Annotated in this window: 15 protein-coding genes; 11 read left to right on the top strand and 4 right to left on the bottom strand. The window is 53.1% G+C overall.

The window, feature by feature from the left end; genetic code table 11:
* The first annotated feature begins 142 nt into the window (after positions 1 to 142).
* Together PMI41_RS12550 and glyS are read left to right on the top strand one after the other, a co-directional pair.
* A complete protein-coding gene (locus PMI41_RS12550; RefSeq protein WP_040854761.1) occupies positions 143 to 1,078 on the top strand; it encodes a glycine--tRNA ligase subunit alpha in 936 nt (311 codons plus the stop codon).
* Positions 1,078 to 3,372 carry a glycine--tRNA ligase subunit beta gene (gene glyS / locus PMI41_RS12545; RefSeq protein ID WP_008125294.1) on the top strand — a complete coding sequence of 765 codons (2,295 nt, stop codon included), beginning with the start codon at positions 1,078 to 1,080 and terminating at the stop codon, positions 3,370 to 3,372. The genes PMI41_RS12550 and glyS overlap by 1 nt, the downstream gene beginning before the upstream one ends.
* A 30-nt stretch (positions 3,373 to 3,402) precedes the next feature.
* Here glyS and PMI41_RS12540 read toward each other — a convergent pair whose 3' ends face one another.
* Positions 3,403 to 3,780 (bottom strand): hypothetical protein, encoded by a 378-nt coding sequence (locus tag PMI41_RS12540; protein WP_008125293.1) that lies wholly within the window; start codon positions 3,778 to 3,780, stop codon positions 3,403 to 3,405.
* Positions 3,781 to 3,948: 168 nt separating this feature from the next.
* Between PMI41_RS12540 and PMI41_RS12535 the strand changes: the two genes are divergently transcribed.
* The 3 genes from PMI41_RS12535 to PMI41_RS12525 all read left to right on the top strand — a co-directional run bounded on the left by PMI41_RS12535 (position 3,949) and on the right by PMI41_RS12525 (position 7,150).
* Positions 3,949 to 4,941 carry an L-threonylcarbamoyladenylate synthase gene (locus tag PMI41_RS12535; RefSeq protein ID WP_008125292.1) on the top strand — a complete coding sequence of 331 codons (993 nt, stop codon included), beginning with the start codon at positions 3,949 to 3,951 and terminating at the stop codon, positions 4,939 to 4,941.
* Positions 4,938 to 6,353 carry an FAD-binding oxidoreductase gene (locus tag PMI41_RS12530; RefSeq protein ID WP_008125290.1) on the top strand — a complete coding sequence of 472 codons (1,416 nt, stop codon included), beginning with the start codon at positions 4,938 to 4,940 and terminating at the stop codon, positions 6,351 to 6,353. Before PMI41_RS12535 ends, PMI41_RS12530 begins: the two co-directional genes overlap by 4 nt.
* Before the next feature lie 224 nt (positions 6,354 to 6,577).
* On the top strand, positions 6,578 to 7,150 hold the full coding sequence (locus tag PMI41_RS12525) for a DUF6101 family protein (RefSeq protein ID WP_008125288.1): 573 nt from the start codon (positions 6,578 to 6,580) through the stop codon (positions 7,148 to 7,150).
* An 11-nt stretch (positions 7,151 to 7,161) separates the two neighbouring features.
* On the opposite strand, the gene ubiA is transcribed toward PMI41_RS12525, so the two are convergent.
* Positions 7,162 to 8,157 (bottom strand): 4-hydroxybenzoate octaprenyltransferase, encoded by a 996-nt coding sequence (gene ubiA, locus PMI41_RS12520; protein WP_008125286.1) that lies wholly within the window; start codon positions 8,155 to 8,157, stop codon positions 7,162 to 7,164.
* A gap of 138 nt (positions 8,158 to 8,295) precedes the next feature.
* Here ubiA and purD point away from each other — a divergent pair, with 138 nt between their 5' ends.
* Positions 8,296 to 9,573: a phosphoribosylamine--glycine ligase gene (gene purD, locus PMI41_RS12515; protein WP_008125284.1), complete on the top strand. Its 1,278-nt coding sequence runs from the start codon at positions 8,296 to 8,298 to the stop codon at positions 9,571 to 9,573.
* 1 nt (position 9,574) lies between these two features.
* On the opposite strand, the gene PMI41_RS12510 is transcribed toward purD, so the two are convergent.
* On the bottom strand, positions 9,575 to 10,753 hold the full coding sequence (locus tag PMI41_RS12510; protein ID WP_008125282.1) for a GH25 family lysozyme: 1,179 nt from the start codon (positions 10,751 to 10,753) through the stop codon (positions 9,575 to 9,577).
* A 351-nt stretch (positions 10,754 to 11,104) separates the two neighbouring features.
* Between PMI41_RS12510 and PMI41_RS12505 the strand changes: the two genes are divergently transcribed.
* The 4 genes from PMI41_RS12505 to PMI41_RS12490 all read left to right on the top strand — a co-directional run bounded on the left by PMI41_RS12505 (position 11,105) and on the right by PMI41_RS12490 (position 15,985).
* A complete protein-coding gene (locus tag PMI41_RS12505) occupies positions 11,105 to 12,022 on the top strand; it encodes a sulfurtransferase (RefSeq protein WP_008125281.1) in 918 nt (305 codons plus the stop codon).
* A 67-nt stretch (positions 12,023 to 12,089) separates the two neighbouring features.
* Positions 12,090 to 13,271 carry a YeeE/YedE family protein gene (locus tag PMI41_RS12500; RefSeq protein ID WP_008125280.1) on the top strand — a complete coding sequence of 394 codons (1,182 nt, stop codon included), beginning with the start codon at positions 12,090 to 12,092 and terminating at the stop codon, positions 13,269 to 13,271.
* Positions 13,272 to 13,446: 175 nt separating this feature from the next.
* Entirely contained in the window at positions 13,447 to 15,222 is a 1,776-nt protein-coding gene (locus PMI41_RS12495) for an acyl-CoA dehydrogenase family protein (RefSeq protein ID WP_008125279.1), read from the top strand.
* Positions 15,223 to 15,232: 10 nt separating this feature from the next.
* Positions 15,233 to 15,985, top strand: coding sequence for a crotonase/enoyl-CoA hydratase family protein (locus tag PMI41_RS12490; protein ID WP_008125277.1), 753 nt, complete (start codon positions 15,233 to 15,235; stop codon positions 15,983 to 15,985).
* Between the two features lie 3 nt (positions 15,986 to 15,988).
* Here the strand turns inward: PMI41_RS12490 and pdxH are convergent, their stop codons facing one another.
* The gene (gene pdxH, locus PMI41_RS12485; RefSeq protein WP_008125275.1) at positions 15,989 to 16,600 is read right to left on the bottom strand and encodes a pyridoxamine 5'-phosphate oxidase; all 612 of its coding nucleotides are present in this window, start codon (positions 16,598 to 16,600) and stop codon (positions 15,989 to 15,991) included.
* Positions 16,601 to 16,656: 56 nt separating this feature from the next.
* Between pdxH and PMI41_RS12480 the strand changes: the two genes are divergently transcribed.
* A complete protein-coding gene (locus PMI41_RS12480; protein WP_244423936.1) occupies positions 16,657 to 17,121 on the top strand; it encodes an RT0821/Lpp0805 family surface protein in 465 nt (154 codons plus the stop codon).
* Positions 17,122 to 17,192: the final 71 nt, after the last annotated feature.

The following is a 17,192-nucleotide window of genomic DNA, read 5'->3' as shown; positions in this document are numbered from 1 at the left end:
CCGGCCAGAATGCACGTCTTAGAGCATGATCCCGAAAAGTTGCATGACTTTCTCGGACAAAATCATGCTCTAAACGAAACACGCATTCTCTGTTTATTCCAGTCATAAAGGCCGCACGGTGACTTCTCCCTTGCCAGATCATATGCACCCGACCCGCTCGTTTCAGGGACTCATCCTGACGCTCCATAATTATTGGGCGCAGCATGGCTGCGTGATCCTGCAACCCTATGATATGGAAGTTGGTGCGGGCACGTTTCATCCGGCAACGACATTGCGTTCGCTCGGGCCGAAGCCTTGGAAAGCAGCCTATGTCCAGCCTTCGCGCCGCCCCAAGGATGGCCGCTATGGTGAAAATCCAAACCGGCTGCAGCATTACTATCAGTATCAGGTAATCATGAAGCCATCGCCGCCCGATCTGCAGGAGCTTTATCTTGGATCCTTGCGGGCCATTGGTCTTGATCCGTTGATCCATGATGTGCGCTTTGTTGAAGATGATTGGGAAAGTCCGACACTGGGAGCTTGGGGCCTCGGCTGGGAGTGCTGGTGTGATGGCATGGAAGTTTCACAGTTCACCTACTTCCAACAGGTGTGCGGCATCGAATGCTCCCCCGTATCTGGCGAGTTGACCTATGGTCTTGAGCGTCTCGCCATGTATGTGCAGGGCGTGGACAATGTTTATGACCTGAATTTCAATGGTCTAGAAGGCGATGAGAAAGTCACCTATGGAGACGTATTCCTGCAGGCAGAGCAGGAATATTCCCGGCACAATTTCGAACATGCGAATACGGGCACACTGTTGCGGCATTTCGAGGATGCTGAAGCGGAATGTGAAGCACTGCTGCGTGCGGGCGCGCCGAAAGATGGCGACAATAATCCTCAGCATAAAATGGTCCTTCCCGCCTATGATCAATGTATCAAGGCCTCGCATGCGTTCAATCTTCTCGACGCGCGGGGCGTCATCTCGGTAACTGAGCGTCAGAGTTATATTTTGCGCGTGCGTAATCTTGCCCGGCAGTGCGGTGAGGCGTTCCTTCTGACGGAAGCGGGTGGCCTGAATTTCAAGAGTGAGTCCGTATAATGCCTGATCTGTTGCTCGAACTCCGCTCGGAAGAAATTCCCGCACGCATGCAGCGCAAGGCCGCTGGTGATTTGAAGAAGCTGGTTACCGATGCTTTGGTGGATGCCGGCCTGACCTATGAAGCTGCAGGCGACTACTGGACACCGCGCCGCCTTACACTGGACATACGCGGCCTTACAGCACGTTCCAAGGATGTTCATGAGGATCGTAAAGGGCCAAGCGTTAGTGCGCCAGAGCAGGCCATTGCAGGATTTCTGCGTTCCGCAGGATTGAATGATATTTCCGAAGCCCACGTTCATACGGACCCGAAGAAGGGCGATTTTTACGTTGCACATCTGACAAAGCGCGGGCGCGCTGCGGAAGAGATCATTGCGGAATTGATGCCGAAGATCATTCGCGAATTCCCGTGGCCAAAATCCATGCGCTGGGGTGCTGCTTCCTCCAGATCAGGCAGTTTGCGCTGGATCAGGCCGCTACAGTCGATTGTGTGCACTTTTGGTCCTGAAACCGAAGAGCCTGTGGTCGTCGATTTCGAAGTCGATGGACTTCGTTCCGGTAATGTAACCTATGGTCATCGTTTCCTGAGCGACGGCAAGCCGATAAATGTTCGCCGTTTTGACGATTATGTCGCCAAGCTTGAAAAGGCCAAGGTTGTTCTTGATGCGGATCGGCGCAAGGAAATCATCCTTTCCGATGCACAGAACATTGCTTTCGCATCAGGGTTGGAGCTGGTTGAAGACGAAACGCTGCTTGAAGAAGTATCAGGTCTCGTCGAATGGCCGGTAGTCTTGATGGGCGAGTTCGAGGAAGAATTCCTTGCCATTCCTCCGGAAGTCATCCGCCTCACCATCAAGACTAACCAGAAGTGCTTCGTCACACGCAAGCAGGGTGAAGCGGACAAGCTTTCCAACAAGTTCATTCTTGTTTCAAATATTGAAGCGAAGGATGGAGGCCGTGAGATCGCCCACGGCAATGGCAAGGTTGTGCGTGCACGCCTTTCAGATGCTTTGTATTTTTGGAACACCGACCAACATGATCTGCCGGATATGCACACACTTGCGCCGGCTGCGATCAAGTTTGATCTCGATCTGGCGAAACCACTCGATCAGCGTATGGCCCGGCTGGATGCACTCAATGTCACTTTCCACGCAAAGCTTGGCACTCAGGGTGAACGTGTAACACGCATCAAGAATCTCGCTCGTGAACTTGCCACGCTTATAGGCGCTGATCCCGCATTGGCGACACGCGCTTCTGTTCTGGCCAAGGCTGATCTGACAACGGAAATCGTTGGTGAGTTTCCGGAATTGCAAGGTGGGATGGGTCGCAAATATGCGCTCCTGCAAAAGGAGCATGCATCGGTAGCGGCGGCAATCGAGGAGCATTACAAACCTCAAGGTCCATCTGACTTCGTACCGAGCGATCTTGTTTCGGTTGCCGTCGCCTTGGCCGACAAGTTGGACACGCTGGTCGGCTTCTGGGCAATCGATGAAAAGCCAACGGGTTCGAAAGACCCGTTCGCCCTCCGGCGAGCTGCGCTTGGTGTTATCCGGCTTTTGCTTTCGAGCGACTGGAAGATAGAGCTTTTGCCGATATTCCAATCCGCGTTTATCCAGTTGCGCGAAGAGAAAATCGAGCAGCGAATCGAGCATTTCGAGGAAGCTCAGGCAGCGCAGAATTCCGGCGATGTGGATGGTGAGGAAGATGTCACCAATGCGATTTCCGGATTTGAAAAGCGCATACGCGGCCAGTTGTCTGAACGCTCGCAACCGATCCTGCTCGACCTTCTGGGGTTCTTCCACGAACGTCTGAAAGTGCATCTGCGTGACCTCGGTGCCCGTCACGACCTTATCGATTCTGTGCTCAAGCCGGACTCCGATAATCTGCTGCTCATTGCACGGCGGGTCGAAGCGCTGGTGGTTTTCCTTAATACGGAAGATGGCAGGAATCTCGTGGCAGGGACCAAGCGCGCCGCAAATATCCTGAGCGCGGAAGAGAAGAAGGGCACTGCAATTTCAGACGATGTAAGGCCTGAGCTTTTCAACGAAGCGGCAGAAAAGAATCTTTATGCGGCGGTGAATCAAGCTGAGAGCCAAGCAGCGCAAGCGATTCAAAATGAAGACTTTTCGGGAGCCATGATCGCACTTAGTGCTTTGCGTGAACCAGTTGATTCATTTTTTGAGAAAGTGCTGGTTAACGACGATAATGCGGATATTCGCGCCAATCGTCTGGCTCTGCTTTCACGTATTCGCACGGCAACCAATACCGTTGCGGATTTTTCGAAAATTGTTGGCTGACAAGAAGATAGGCGAAGGTTTTCGCCTGCTCTAGTTCATTCCTGCGCGTAATGGAGTATTTGCCGCTTCCGGTTTTGGCTTGTCAGGCGTTGCATCGCCCGAAGCCATAAGCTCCGATGCCCTGGCGGCAAGCAATGAATCTGTCGGTACAGCATTCCCTTGCAGGCGCGCCATATACTCACGTGAGCGGGCGCGTCTCTCTGCATAAGCTTTTTCGCGCGCGGCTTCCTCTGCTGTCTTTTCCAGGCACGGGGTGCAAACCGGATTGCCTTGGGCATCGAAGCTGTCATAGCCGATGTAGGACACGGAGTTCGGCTTGGCCGTTGATCCGGTGGCGATGATCGAATCGGCCAATGCGGATGTGCTTATCAAGGCGATAACGGAAGCTGTAATAAACTGTCGAAGCATGGCGGATCAATCCCGTGGTCAGTTGCACCTCTCTACCTGTGATTCATTGCCAAACCTTCCTCGCGATGGATTCAATTTTAGACATGACATCATTCGAGCTGTTCATCAGCCGATACTTGCGGCGCGCTATCTCATTCGTGTAGTCAGTGGCAACCATTGGAGGCTTTTGTGGCTACAGTTTTGGGAATAGATGAACGGGCAATCCTTGCAGCAGCAGAAATGCTGGCTCGGGGGGAGCTCGTGGCTATCCCGACGGAGACTGTTTATGGCCTCGCCGCCGATGCGACGAACGGAAACGCAGTTGCGGGTATCTTCGAAGCAAAGGGCAGACCGCATTTCAATCCACTCATCTGCCATGTCTCCGATATCGCCATGGCTGAGCGCTATGCCAAGATTGACCCGGTTTCGCGCTTGTTGATTGATACCTTCTGGCCAGGACCGCTTACGCTTGTTTTGCCGTTAAAGCCTGACGCGGATATTCACCCCTTGGTTGCGGCTGGGCTTGATACCATTGCCTTGCGTATGCCGCGTGGTGTGGCCGGAAAAATCATCGCGGCTTTGGGCAGGCCTCTGGCAGCGCCAAGCGCCAATACATCCGGAAAGATCAGTGGCACGAGTGCCATTGCGGTGGATCAGGATCTTGGTGCAAAGATTGCAATGATCCTTGATGCAGGTCCGTCGGAAGTCGGGCTGGAGTCCACCATTGTCAAAGTGGATGGCGATACGATTCTAATGCTTCGCCCGGGCGGTCTTGCAGCCGAAGAGATTGAGGCCGTCACCCGCCAGACGCTCGGCCGGGTTGACCAGCGCGCAGCTATTCAAGCACCGGGAATGATGGCTTCCCATTATGCACCATCTGCCGGAATGCGATTGAATGTACACGAAGTCAGAGCAGGCGAAGCCTTGCTGGCATTTGGGCCGGAACGCGCAGTTGGCCATGCAAACGCAGTCGCCATCCTTAATCTCAGTGAAATTGGCAGCCTGCATGAGGCAGCAACCAATCTTTTTGACTTCATGAAACGGCTCGATATCACCGGCAGTTCAACAATTGCGGTGGAGCCCATTCCTTTCAACGGCCTTGGCGAGGCCATCAATGATCGTCTTATCCGCGCCGCAGCGCCCCGTTCGTTGTCGGTAGCCGAAATGGAACAAATAAAATGACACTGACGCAGGATTTGATCGAACGCTTTGTTGCACTGGTCGGCGAGACGTATGCATTGCGCGATGTGAATGACATTGAGCCCTATTTGATTGAGCCGCGCGATAAGTTCGGCGGTAAAACCTCACTGGTCCTGCGTCCTGCCAATGTGGATGAAGTCTCCAGCATTCTGAAACTGGCGACCGAAACAGGAATTGCGATTGTACCACAGGGTGGCAATACGGGCCTTGTTGGTGGTCAGATACCGGATGGAAGCGGAAATCAGGTAATCCTGTCGCTGGCACGTCTGAACAAAATTCGCAGTGTCGATCCTGCCGGCAATCTTGCAATCGTTGAAGCGGGCGTTGTTCTGCAGAAATTACAGGAAGCGGCTGCCCAGGCGGGCAAGCTGTTTCCCTTGTCGCTCGGGTCAGAAGGCTCTTGCCAGATTGGGGGAAATCTCTCCTCCAATGCGGGCGGAACGGCGGTATTGGCTTACGGCAATACACGTGAACTGTGCCTGGGCGTAGAGGTTGTCCTGCCTACCGGCGAAATCCTGAATGATCTGCGCACAGTCAAGAAAGACAATACCGGTTATGATCTGAAGGATTTGTTCGTCGGAGCGGAAGGCACGCTGGGCATCATTACCGCCGCCGTTATGAAGCTGTTTCCATTGCCAAAGGGCAAGGGCGTTGCCTATGTCGGGCTTTCCAGTCCCGAGAATGCCCTGCAATTGCTGAATATGGCTCAGACCCATGCTGGCGCATCCCTGACAGGTTTTGAACTCATGCCGCGTATTGGCGTCGAGTTTTCAGTCGCCCACACAGAAGGCGTACGTGATCCCTTGCAGGAGCCTCATAATTGGTATGTGCTGCTCGATATCTCATCATCCCGTTCCGCAGAAGATGCGCGTGAGACCATCGAGACAATTCTGACCGAGGCATTCGAAGCAGGTCTGGTCGATGATGCGACCATTGCAGAGAGCACCGCGCAGGAAAAATCTTTCTGGCATATGCGCGAGGCCATGTCTCACGCACAGAAGCCGGAGGGCGGCTCAATCAAGCACGATATTTCCGTGCCTGTCGCGAGAATTCCGGATTTCATAAAGGAGGCCGATGCGGCGGTCCTCGCTCTCATTCCAGGTGCCCGTATTGTTTCGTTCGGCCATATGGGTGATGGCAATCTGCATTACAATATTTCGCAGCCTGTTGGCGCCGACAAGCAGGCATTTCTTGATCGCTGGGTGGAAGTCAATAAAAGCGTTCATGACATCGTTCGGGCCTATAATGGCTCGATCTCGGCAGAGCATGGGATCGGTCAGTTGAAACGGCAAGAGCTGTCTGAAACCAAGTCTCCTGTGGCGCTTGATCTGATGCGCCGCATCAAGAAATCCTTTGATCCGGCAGGCATTATGAACCCCGGGAAAGTTATCTGAAATCGCAATGATTTGTTCATCCACCTTACCAAAGTCTTGGGGCTGGTCGGGTTTCGATAACCATTTAGTCTAATCAGAAAGAGTTAACCCAGTTCGTTAAGCGGTATTGGGAAAGTTGGCGCTACTGTGTCCCTAACGAGACCAGAAAATGGTCCGTCCTTACAGGGAAATAAAAATCAGAGAAGACCGGAAAACCGGCTCTCAGGACCGACAGAAGGCGTCAAATGAACAAAGCCGGAGTAAAGCCGGTTTGGGCAGGTCGGGAATTCCGGCTTGACCCATTCCACCTGCCACAGACAGTAACCTATGCCACGCGCGATGACCGTGGTGACATCACCTTCACGTTGCACGAACGCGGTGCGGTGGTGAAGCGTATTCTGCCAACGAGTAACCTGCCTGTCTCCCTTGCTCTTCCGCCTTGTGCTTTTCGCGGTGTTACCGCACGCGCAACGGAAGATGATGCAGGCGACATTACTGTCACTCTGGAACTCATGCATACGGACCCGCATCTTTCGGTGCCATTGCTTGTCGCGCATGATCTCAATGACATTGCTGCCGATTGGCGTGCCTGGTCGTCAATGTTCAAGCTGCCGATGATGATGGTGGAAGAAGATGGTGTCGCCCGCCAGCTTGATCACAGCATCGGGCCTGTTGCCGTCTCCGCGCCGACACCACGCCGTCAGGGTCGGGAACCACGCCGTCGCCGCCCACGCTTTCTTGCCCGCCGGAAGATGGGCGATCTCGGCCTGCGTCTGGTCATCAGTGGCGAAGAAATAATTGCACAGGGCTCGAAATAGCCCTGCCATTGTCAAAACATCGGTTTGACCACAGTCCAGAGGCCACCACCCACCAGACCGAGAAAGATCAGCCATCCGACAACAGTATTCGATTTAAACAGCCTCAGGCATTCATCCGGATTGTCGATGTCGAGGGTCATGATTTGACGATACATATGCGCCCCTGCTGCCAACAGACCGGCAACGGCAGGCATAGGGACTTCGGCCACGGCAAAGGCGCCCAGAAACAGCGCCAACGCTCCGCCATAAAGCACCATCAGCGCTTCCCGTGTGCGGCTGCCAAACAGCCGTGCCGTGGAGCGTACCCCGACCAGCGCGTCATCTTCCTTGTCCTGATGGGCATAAATTGTGTCATAGCCGATGACCCAAAGGATTGATCCGGCGTAAAGCAGAACTGCAGGCCAGTCCAGTGAACCGAAATGAGCAGACCATCCCACCAGTGCGCCCCATGAAAACGCTAGCCCCAACACAAATTGCGGCCAATTCGTTATACGTTTCATGAAAGGATAGATGGCAACTATAGCCAGCGATGCGATGGCAAGTACAATGGTGAAAAAGTTCAGTTGAACGACCACCGCCAACCCGACCAATGCCTGCAGCACAAGAAAGATTTTAGCCTGCTTGCGGGTCACCTGACCCGATGGCAGGGGGCGTGAGCGGGTGCGCGCGACCTTATTGTCTATGTCTTCATCGGCAAGATCATTATAGGTGCAGCCGGCACCGCGCATGGCGATTGCGCCGACAAGAAAAAGCACAAGATGATAGGGCGAGGGTAGGACCGACCAAATCGCATCGCCAACCTTCGCACCTGCCGTAGCCGCGAGTGCGGTTGCCCACCAGCAAGGCCACAATAAAAGCCACCAGCCGATTGGCCGGTCCCAGCGCGCCAATTGTGCATAGGGCCAGAGCCAGTTTGGCAAGGTGCGATAGACCCAATGTCCCGAAGGCGCATCGAACACACGGCCACGGGCCTGCCGCGACTGAACATCATCTTTTTCCGTAATCATGATTTGACCTTGCAGCGACGACGGGCGCAGTCAAGCACTCTGTGCGTATTTTCAGGGCAAATTTCTATTGCGTGCTTGACCCTTGCGCCTCAAGGCCATACCGACACGGCAATAATTGTTTCTTGGAGCGGAATTTCGATGAATGTTTTGCTGATAGGTTCCGGTGGTCGCGAACATGCTTTGGCATGGAAAATGGCTGCATCGCCCGCTCTGACAAAACTCTATTGCGCGCCGGGCAATCCCGGTATTGCCAATGTGGCAACATGTGTTGCCCTTGATCCATCCGATCATGCGCAGGTTCTCGCTTTCTGCAAAGAGCATTCGATAGATTTTGTGGTTGTTGGTCCTGAAGCGCCACTGGTCGCCGGCATTGCGGACGATCTGCGTGCTGGAGGATTATCTGTATTTGGTCCATCGAAAGCGGCAGCGCGTCTTGAGGGGTCAAAGGGTTTTACCAAGGATCTCTGCGCCCGGTTTGATATACCTACGGGCGCATATCAAAGGTTCACCCAGGCGGATGCAGCTAAAGCCTATGTCCGGCAGCAGGGTGCTCCAATCGTTGTGAAAGCCGATGGACTGGCAGCGGGTAAAGGCGTTGTTGTAGCCTTTGAGATTCAGGACGCGCTGGATGCGGTTGATGCCTGCTTTGAAGGTGTATTTGGAGGAGCTGGCGCGGAAGTCGTTGTCGAGGAATATCTGGACGGAGAAGAGGCAAGTTTCTTCTGTCTTTGCGATGGCAAAATAGCCCTGCCTTTTGGCACAGCTCAGGATCATAAGCGTGTCGGCGATGGCGATACCGGCGCTAATACGGGCGGCATGGGCGCCTATTCGCCTGCACCTGTCATGAGCCAGGAAATCATTGATCGAACCATGCGCGAATTGATCGAGCCGACCATGCGCGGAATGGCTGAAATAGGTGCTCCGTTCAGCGGTGTGCTTTTTGCCGGGCTTATGATCACCAGGGACGGTCCGAAGCTGATCGAATATAATACGCGCTTCGGTGATCCGGAGACGCAGGTTCTGATGCTGCGTTTGAAAGACGATCTGCTCCTGTTGCTGAAAGCCGCTGCCGATGGTGCACTGGATCAGATGTCAGTGCGGTGGAATGATGATCCGGCGTTGACGGTCGTAATGGCTGCCAAGGGTTACCCTGCTTCCCCGCAGAAGGGCAGTATCATCAAAGGCATCGATGGAATTGCTGCCGACGATTCCGTGGAAATTTTCCATGCGGGCACGGCACTGAAAGACGGCAATCTTATCGCCAATGGTGGACGCGTGTTGAATGTGACTGCCAGCGGAAAAACCGTTCAGCTGGCGCAAAATGCAGCCTATGCGGCAATCGCGAAGATTGATTGGCCCGAAGGCTTCTACCGCCGCGATATTGGCTGGCGGGCAATTGAGCGGGAGCGCGGCTAATCTATCGACTGGCGACGCAATGTTTGACGGGGGCAGCCAAAGGTGACCAAGGCAACTGTTGAACTGTTTGTTTCAAGCCTCGCGTGACCGTTACAACTTGTAACTTCTCCGATGCGAAGAATTTGTTCTGTGGCTTTTCGACAGAAGCTGTCATGGTCATGTCGATATCCGCAGGAACAAAAAGCTGACCGATACCGGCAATGAAATTCTCTGTTGTTATTGTCTGTGCCAATTCCCAAAGTGCCCGGTAATCAACCAGAGGCACTTCTGCCGCGGCCATGATCACATCATCTTGCGGGTAAGGGCGGTTGCCGGGCATAGGCAGGTTTTCCGGTGGAAGCGCGCGCACCAATTCTCCCAACGGCCATGCGTTCTTCAACTGCGCCACAGTCATGTCAGCAACATTGACATCAATGTCGCGATTGGTTCCTACGGGCCTATAGGGGCAGCGCTGTTTGGTGCAATTGCTTTGTGATGTGAATTGCCACAGTGCGTAATCCTGCCAGTTCCCTTTTGGAAAATGCGGTGCAATGTCTGCCTCATATCGCGCGTACCAAAGCTGCAGGCGGGATAGAGTCGGAAACTCTAGTCGCCTGTCAGCAATATATTTCGCCGTTGTGCCATTGGTATAGAGCACCGGATACCTGCCCGTACGCAACTTGATCTGCTCGGCAAAAGTCTGAGCGTCCTGTAATGACATGAAACGTTCGGGATCATTGTCTTCAATGTCGATTGCGATCAGCTCGTCATCGCTTGGCTCGGCATAATCGATAAAGTGATTGGCCTGTTCTATCGGATTGCCGGGGCGGCCAAGATGATATGCACCCCATTTAAGCCCAAGAGCTTTGGCCAAGGTTCGCCTGGTCTGATAAAGCTCCCGCGAAACCGCATAATTGCGCCAGATGCGCATGCACAATTCCTGTTGCGTAGCATCAGTGATGCGCTTGCAATGGTAATTGGCGGGCAGACCATCCGAGCCCTTGTGAATGAAAGCTGCTATGCGGGGATCTTTGACGATTTCAGCAAGATTGAACGAATTATGCTCGTATCCATCAAGCACTATCGCGCGGGCTTTATTTGACCAGGGTGTGGCAAATTCTGAAGCCGCATGCGCACCGCTGCTGAACCACAATCCCAACAGGATTGCTGCAAAAGCAAATGTGGATCGCCGGATATTCAATATGCTGCCTCGTAAGGGAATGCTGTTTGGATACCAATGAGGATGGTGGCGTCATTGGGTTAACATGGCGTTAATGTTAACAGAGTGTTGATACGGACATGACGTATTGGAGAAGCTGCGGATTAGGTCTGGTTCAGCGCCAAATTGATGTAAGTATTTCAAGTGAATCCAGATTTGATATTGAAGGTATAACTATTACATCCGCATGAACCAAAGCGGTTTTATCGCTTTTCGCCTTATCTATACCTGATGATTTTTATCGTGCGCCAGAAATTTGGAGTTTTGTTTCTTTTAACGGCTGTCCTCTTTCGCAAAGATACGAGCGAGATCATTTAATCAAGGAGAGCAGTTTTGAAACGGTTTTATAAGGCTTTCATATTCGTAAGTGGACTGCTTTTGGCGGCCACAGCGCAAGCATCAGAACCTTTGGTCACTGCGGAATGGCTGCAGGACAATCTCAAGAATTCTTCGGTGAGGGTGATTGAGGTTAGCGTCGATACCGGTGTTTATGAACGCGGACATATTCCCGGCTCAGGCAATCTCAACTGGCATGTGGATCTTGTCGATCCCGTTAGGCGGGATATTGCTACACGTGAAAAATTTCAGGAAAAATTGCAGTCATTGGGTATCGATAAGGATACGACCATTGTTCTTTATGGCGACAACAACAATTGGTTTGCCGCTTGGGGCGCGTGGGTTTTCGACGTTTACGGTCTTGGGGATCAGGTGAAATTACTGGACGGTGGTCGTAAGCTTTGGGAAGCCAAGGGACTTCCTTTGGAAACGAATACTTCCGAGTTCAAGGTTACAAAACTGGAGTTGCCGGAACGTGACAATAAGCTTCGAGCACGATTTACCGATGTCCTGGCAGTTGCTGAAGGCAAAAACGATCATCACCTTATAGATATTCGTTCCAAGGATGAGTTTTCCGGCAAGGTTTTCGCACCGGAAGGTGTGAAGGAGTTGTCACTTCGTGCAGGTCACATTCCAAGCGCGGTAAACGTGCCATGGGGAACAATCGTCAAGGAAGACGGAACATTCAAATCACCTGATGAAATCAAAGCCATCTATGCGGCAAAGGGAATTGATGGCTCGAAACCCGTCATTACCTATTGCCGTATCGGCGAAAGGTCTTCGCACACCTGGTTCGCATTGAAGCGTATCCTTGGTTACGATGTGAAAAACTATGACGGCTCCTGGACGGAATATGGCAATGCCGTGGGTGTCCCGATTACCAACGTTTCCGGGACAGTTTGGACGGGTAAATAAGCTCGGGATTTCGACATCAGATCAAAGCAGGCGAGAACATCGCCTGCTTTTTGACGAGAGTTGATCAATGAATTTACTCAGTACGCGCGTCATTGTTCCCCTGTTGATTCTTTTTGGCCTGGCATATTTGGCCAACAGCATTTCAGGGCTGGAGGGTGGGAGGAGCCTTGCTTTCTCTTTGTTGACAGGCGCTGCATTCGGCATCGTCCTGCAGCGATCCCGTTTTTGTTTTCTTTGCAACTTTCGCGATCTTGTAGAGCAGCGTGATCCCAAGGGTGTAATCGCTATTCTCGTAGCCTTGGCAGCAGGCGTTGTTTTCTACCACATCGTGATGATGGCTTGGGTGCCGGTGCCCATATTAGGTCGTCTACCACCTAACGCTCATATAGGTCCCGTTGGTCCTGTGCTTGGGCTTGCAGCATTTGTGTTTGGTTTGGGGATGGCTATGTCCGGGTCGTGTCTTTCCGCGCATATATACAGATTGGGTGAAGGATCGCCTGTGTCGCCATTTGCGCTGGGGGGAGCGGCAATCGGGTTTCTGATAGGCTTTATGACATGGAATCCGCTATACTTGGCATCGGTCGCAAATTCCCCATCTGTCTGGCTGCCGCACTCCATCGGCTATCCAGCAACAATCGCGCTTAGCCTTGGAGTTTGTGCCTTCCTCGCCGTAATTGCGCTTAAACTGGCTTCAGCACGGCATACTGCCCAGAGTGATTTTATTGATCTGGCGAGTGCGATGAAGGCAGTCTTCGTTGAGCGATGGCCACCCATCACCGTGGGGATTCTCGTGGCACTCATTTCGGCTTTTGCATTTTTACGCATCGCGCCACTTGGCGTTACTGCGGAACTTGGAAGCATTGTTCGCACTGCGGGAACGGCGGCGGCTGTCATACCGGATACGCTTTTGGGCCTCGATACATTGCGTGGATGTGCGACGATCATAAAGAATACTGTATTCTCACCAAATGGGCTGTTCGTGCTCGGGATGGTACTTGCAAGTTTTGCTGCCGCTTTCGGTGCGGGGCAATTTCAGCCGAAACGGCCAACGCTGCGGGATGTGATACGCGGAAGTATGGGGGGAATCCTCATGGGCTGGGGCGCCATGACTGGGCTGGGCTGCACAGTGGGTGTACTCCTCTCCGGCGTTCATGCTGGAGCTTTATCCGGATGGGTGTTCCTCGTTTTTTGCAGTTTTGGCGCTTGGGTAGGTCTGTTTGCAATGCGCAGATTCTCGATTGCGCGATAGGATTCTGGCTTGGCAGGCTGAATAAATTCCACTTTTGATCAAATATTTTTCCTCTTAACACTATGGGAGAGCTATATAAAACCGACCAATACTTACGTTTACGTAAAAATCCTCTTGCCTTTAGGCACCCAGCGGTTGCAATGTCATGTCGCATTACCGGATGAGGAGACTGTGTATGTATCGCGCGCCTGTCGAGGATATCGCCCATACTTTGAAAAACGTCGCTGGTTTGGCTGCTGCTGTGGAGCAGGGCCGCTTTGGCGATCTTTCCGATGATCTGGTGGATGCTATCCTTGAAGAGGCAGGGAAATTTGCAACATCGCGCGTTGCTCCTCTGCTGCAGCTTGGTGACAAACACGGCACCCCGCTGAAAGACGCTGCCATTACCATGCCCCCGGGTTGGAAGGACGTTTATCAGGAATGGATTTCGGGAGGCTGGAATGCCTTAACCGGCAAGGAAGAGTTTGGTGGGCAGGGCCTGCCGATGATGCTCGCTATTGCGACTTTTGAAATGTGGAACTCTGGTTCCATGGCGTTCGGCATCGGGCCGACGCTGACACTCGGGGCCATCGAAGCGCTCGAAGCGCATGCCACGGAAGAGTTGCAGAACAAATACCTTCCGAAGCTGGTTTCCGGCGAATGGATGGGCACGATGAACCTGACCGAGCCGCAGGCAGGCTCAGATGTCGGAGCGCTTCGTACGCGTGCCGAGCGGGCTGACGATGGCACCTACCGCATCTTCGGCAGCAAGATTTTCATTACCTATGGCGAGCATGATCTTACGGACAACATTGTCCATCTGGTTCTCGCACGCCTGCCCGACGCCCCAGCCGGAACCAAAGGCGTTTCGTTGTTTCTTGTGCCGAAATTTCTCATCAACGATGATGGCTCCCTCGGGGCACGCAATGATGTGTTCTGTAGTAGTATTGAGCACAAAATGGGCATCCATGGCTCCCCGACATGCACGATGATTTACGGCGACGGTTTTGCAAAAGGTCGTGAACCCGGTGCAATCGGCTGGCTGATTGGTGAAGAAAATCGCGGGCTGGCCTGCATGTTTACCATGATGAACAATGCCCGTCTTGCGGTAGGAATTCAGGGCGTGGCCGTCGCGGAAGCTGCTTATCAGAAAGCGCTGACCTACGCCGGTGAGCGTCGCCAGATGCGCGCGCCGGGGTGGACTGGTGAAGGCATGAGCCCTATCATCGAACACCCCGACGTTCAACGCAATCTGCTGACGATGAAGGGCCTGACAGGCGCAGCCCGCGCGATTTCCTACGCCTGTGCGCATGCGTTGGACATGGCAAGGACCGGCACTGCTGATGAGGCTCGCCACTGGGCGGATCGGGCAAATTTGCTGACCCCGGTTGCGAAGGCTTTTTCAACAGATATAGGCGTAGATGTCGCGTCAATCGGCATACAGGTTCATGGAGGCATGGGCTTTATTGAGGAAACCGGAGCAGCCCAGTTTCTGCGCGATGCCCGCATTGCGCCGATTTACGAAGGCACAAACGGCATTCAGGCTATTGATCTTGTCCAACGCAAACTGGCTTTGGGTGGCGGTGAACACATCAAGGGTTATATTGGCGAGCTTCGTACAATCGCCGATGCTGTTGCTGTGTCGAATAATTCGGATTTTGGAGAGACCGCAATCCGGTTGCAATCTGCATTGAACGATTTGGAAAGCACTGGCGATTGGTTGCGGGATGCCTTGGCAAATGGGCACATCAGCGAAGCCCTGGCGGGTGCGACGCCATATTTGCGGCTTTTCGGTTTAACTGCAGGTGCAACATATCTTGCAAAAGGTGCGCTGGCTGACAGCGACAGCCGCCACAAGGTTTTGGCGCGATATTTTGCAGAGAACCTTCTTGGCGAAACTGCTGCTTTGAAAGATCGCGTTATTAATGGCGCTGCAAGTGTGCTCGGCGCGCGCGCGGCTCTCAGTCTGTAAGGAAAGCTTTATGTCAGAACATATTCAGGTCGAACGGCAAGGTGCTGTCCAGATCATTCGCCTTAATCGTCCAGATAAGAAAAATGCGCTCACTCGTGCCATGTACGCCGCCATGACCAAAGCTATGGTTGAGAGCGATAGCGACAAAGAAATCAGGGCGAATGTGTTTTTTGGCACCCCTGGAGCTTTTTCAGCGGGCAACGACCTGCAGGATTTCATGGCATTTGCAATGTCAGGCCAGATGGGCACAGAAGTGTTCGATTTCCTCATAGCCTTGGCTAATTCGACAAAGCCATTGCTTGCTGGTGTCGATGGTCTGGCGATAGGCATTGGATCGACGATCCATTTTCATTGCGATCTGACATTCGCGACACCGCAATCCCTGTTCAAGACGCCTTTTGTCGATCTCGGGCTTGTACCGGAAGCGGCTTCCAGCTTGCTGGGACCCGCCTTGATGGGATCGCAACGCGCCTTCGCTTTTCTCGCCAATGGCGATGGATGGAACGCGGCGGAAGCAAAGGATGCCGGGCTTATTTACAGGATCGTCGAGGCTGCCGATCTTGAGGCGACTGTTCTGAAAGCTGCGGCCGATATTGCTGCCAAGCCACCGGAAGCGATGCGGATAACCCGCGATCTCTTGCGTATGCCGCGCGAAGCGGTAGTTGAACGCATGCAGCTTGAGGCAAAGCACTTCAGCGAGCGGTTGCAGGCCGAGGAGGCCCGCAATGCCATGGTCAATTTCTTCTCGAGGAAGAAACCCTGAAATCTAGGGATAGAGTCTTTCCTTGCCCCAATCCGCTTCCGGCGTCGCGCGGCTGAACACCACCCGATCGTGCAGCCGGAAGGGTCTGTCATGCCAGAACTCTATCGATGTCGGGCGGATACGAAAGCCGGACCAGTATTGAGGACGAGGGATTTCACCGATTGCGTGGCGGGCCGTATATTCGGCCACCGCCTTCTCCAAGGCAAAGCGGCTCTCCAGTGGGCGGGACTGTTTTGAAGCCCATGCTCCGATACGGCTGCCGCGCGGACGTGTTGCGTAATAGGCATCGGCTTCCTCGTCACTGACAACCTCGACTGGACCCCGTACGCGAACTTGTCTGCGCAATGTTTTCCAGTGAAAGCACATTGCCGCTTTCATGGAGCCTAGTATCTCGACGCCTTTTTGGCTTTCAAAATTAGTATAGAAAACAAAGCCTTGGCTATCGAAACCCTTGAGCAGAACCATGCGAACATCGGGCAGTCCATCCTTGTCGACAGTGGCAAGGGCCACAGCGTTGGGATCATTGGGTTCCGTTTTTACCGCGTCGCCGAGCCATTCGTCGAAGAGGGCGAATGGTTCAGATTTTTCAGTGAAGTCATCTGTTGTTAACTTCATTTAATCCATAGTCCCATAGTCATTTCGAATTGACCTTGTTAAAGAGAGATATGTGTTTGGCGTTTCTACAATCCGATAGCAAGAAGTTCGTTGCAAAAAAACAGCAAGGTTTTGGTGCCTTTACCGGCCTCGCCGTCGCTGTTGTTCTTTGTGCGCTTTCGGGCTGCGCAATGAAAGATTTCAGCATCGAAAAAGCTGTCCCCGACAAGGCGACCATAACCGGTTCGGTCAGTCCTGCACAGCAGGTGGATACCAAGAGTTCCTCCGATCAGAACACGATCCGCAACATTGTTTCGGCCCTCAATTTCACGCAGTGGGGCAATAAGCCATTGCCTTGGTCCAATCCGGAAACCGGAAGTCAGGGCACGATCACTGCAATTGCAGAAAAAAAGGACGAAGCTGGTCTTTGCCGCGAATTCCAGACATCGCGCGAATCGTTTGACGGAGTGATGCTCTATAAGGGCGAGACCTGCATGCAGAATGGCGGACAGTGGGCGCTGAAGTCCTTTGCACCAATGTAGCAAAGAAATCTGAACGTCATTGTTCATTTTTGCGTTAAAAATCTGGAATTTCTTCCTATTTAAGCCCATAT

Source organism: Phyllobacterium sp. YR531, assembly GCF_000282595.1.
Taxonomy (GTDB): Bacteria; Pseudomonadota; Alphaproteobacteria; order Rhizobiales; family Rhizobiaceae; genus Phyllobacterium.
Note: the sequence above shows the minus strand (reverse complement) of the source record. Positions and strands in the feature narration are given on the sequence as shown.

Excerpts from the sequence above, each read along its gene's own strand:
- PMI41_RS12550 (WP_040854761.1), top strand. The coding sequence starts at position 143 with ATGCACCCGACCCGCTCGTTTCAGGGACTCATCCTGACGCTCCATAAT.
- glyS (WP_008125294.1), top strand. The coding sequence starts at position 1,078 with ATGCCTGATCTGTTGCTCGAACTCCGCTCGGAAGAAATTCCCGCACGC.
- PMI41_RS12540 (WP_008125293.1), bottom strand. The coding sequence starts at position 3,780 with ATGCTTCGACAGTTTATTACAGCTTCCGTTATCGCCTTGATAAGCACA.
- PMI41_RS12530 (WP_008125290.1), top strand. The coding sequence starts at position 4,938 with ATGACACTGACGCAGGATTTGATCGAACGCTTTGTTGCACTGGTCGGC.
- PMI41_RS12525 (WP_008125288.1), top strand. The coding sequence starts at position 6,578 with ATGAACAAAGCCGGAGTAAAGCCGGTTTGGGCAGGTCGGGAATTCCGG.
- ubiA (WP_008125286.1), bottom strand. The coding sequence starts at position 8,157 with ATGATTACGGAAAAAGATGATGTTCAGTCGCGGCAGGCCCGTGGCCGT.
- purD (WP_008125284.1), top strand. The coding sequence starts at position 8,296 with ATGAATGTTTTGCTGATAGGTTCCGGTGGTCGCGAACATGCTTTGGCA.
- PMI41_RS12500 (WP_008125280.1), top strand. The coding sequence starts at position 12,090 with ATGAATTTACTCAGTACGCGCGTCATTGTTCCCCTGTTGATTCTTTTT.
- PMI41_RS12495 (WP_008125279.1), top strand. The coding sequence starts at position 13,447 with ATGTATCGCGCGCCTGTCGAGGATATCGCCCATACTTTGAAAAACGTC.
- PMI41_RS12490 (WP_008125277.1), top strand. The coding sequence starts at position 15,233 with ATGTCAGAACATATTCAGGTCGAACGGCAAGGTGCTGTCCAGATCATT.
- pdxH (WP_008125275.1), bottom strand. The coding sequence starts at position 16,600 with ATGAAGTTAACAACAGATGACTTCACTGAAAAATCTGAACCATTCGCC.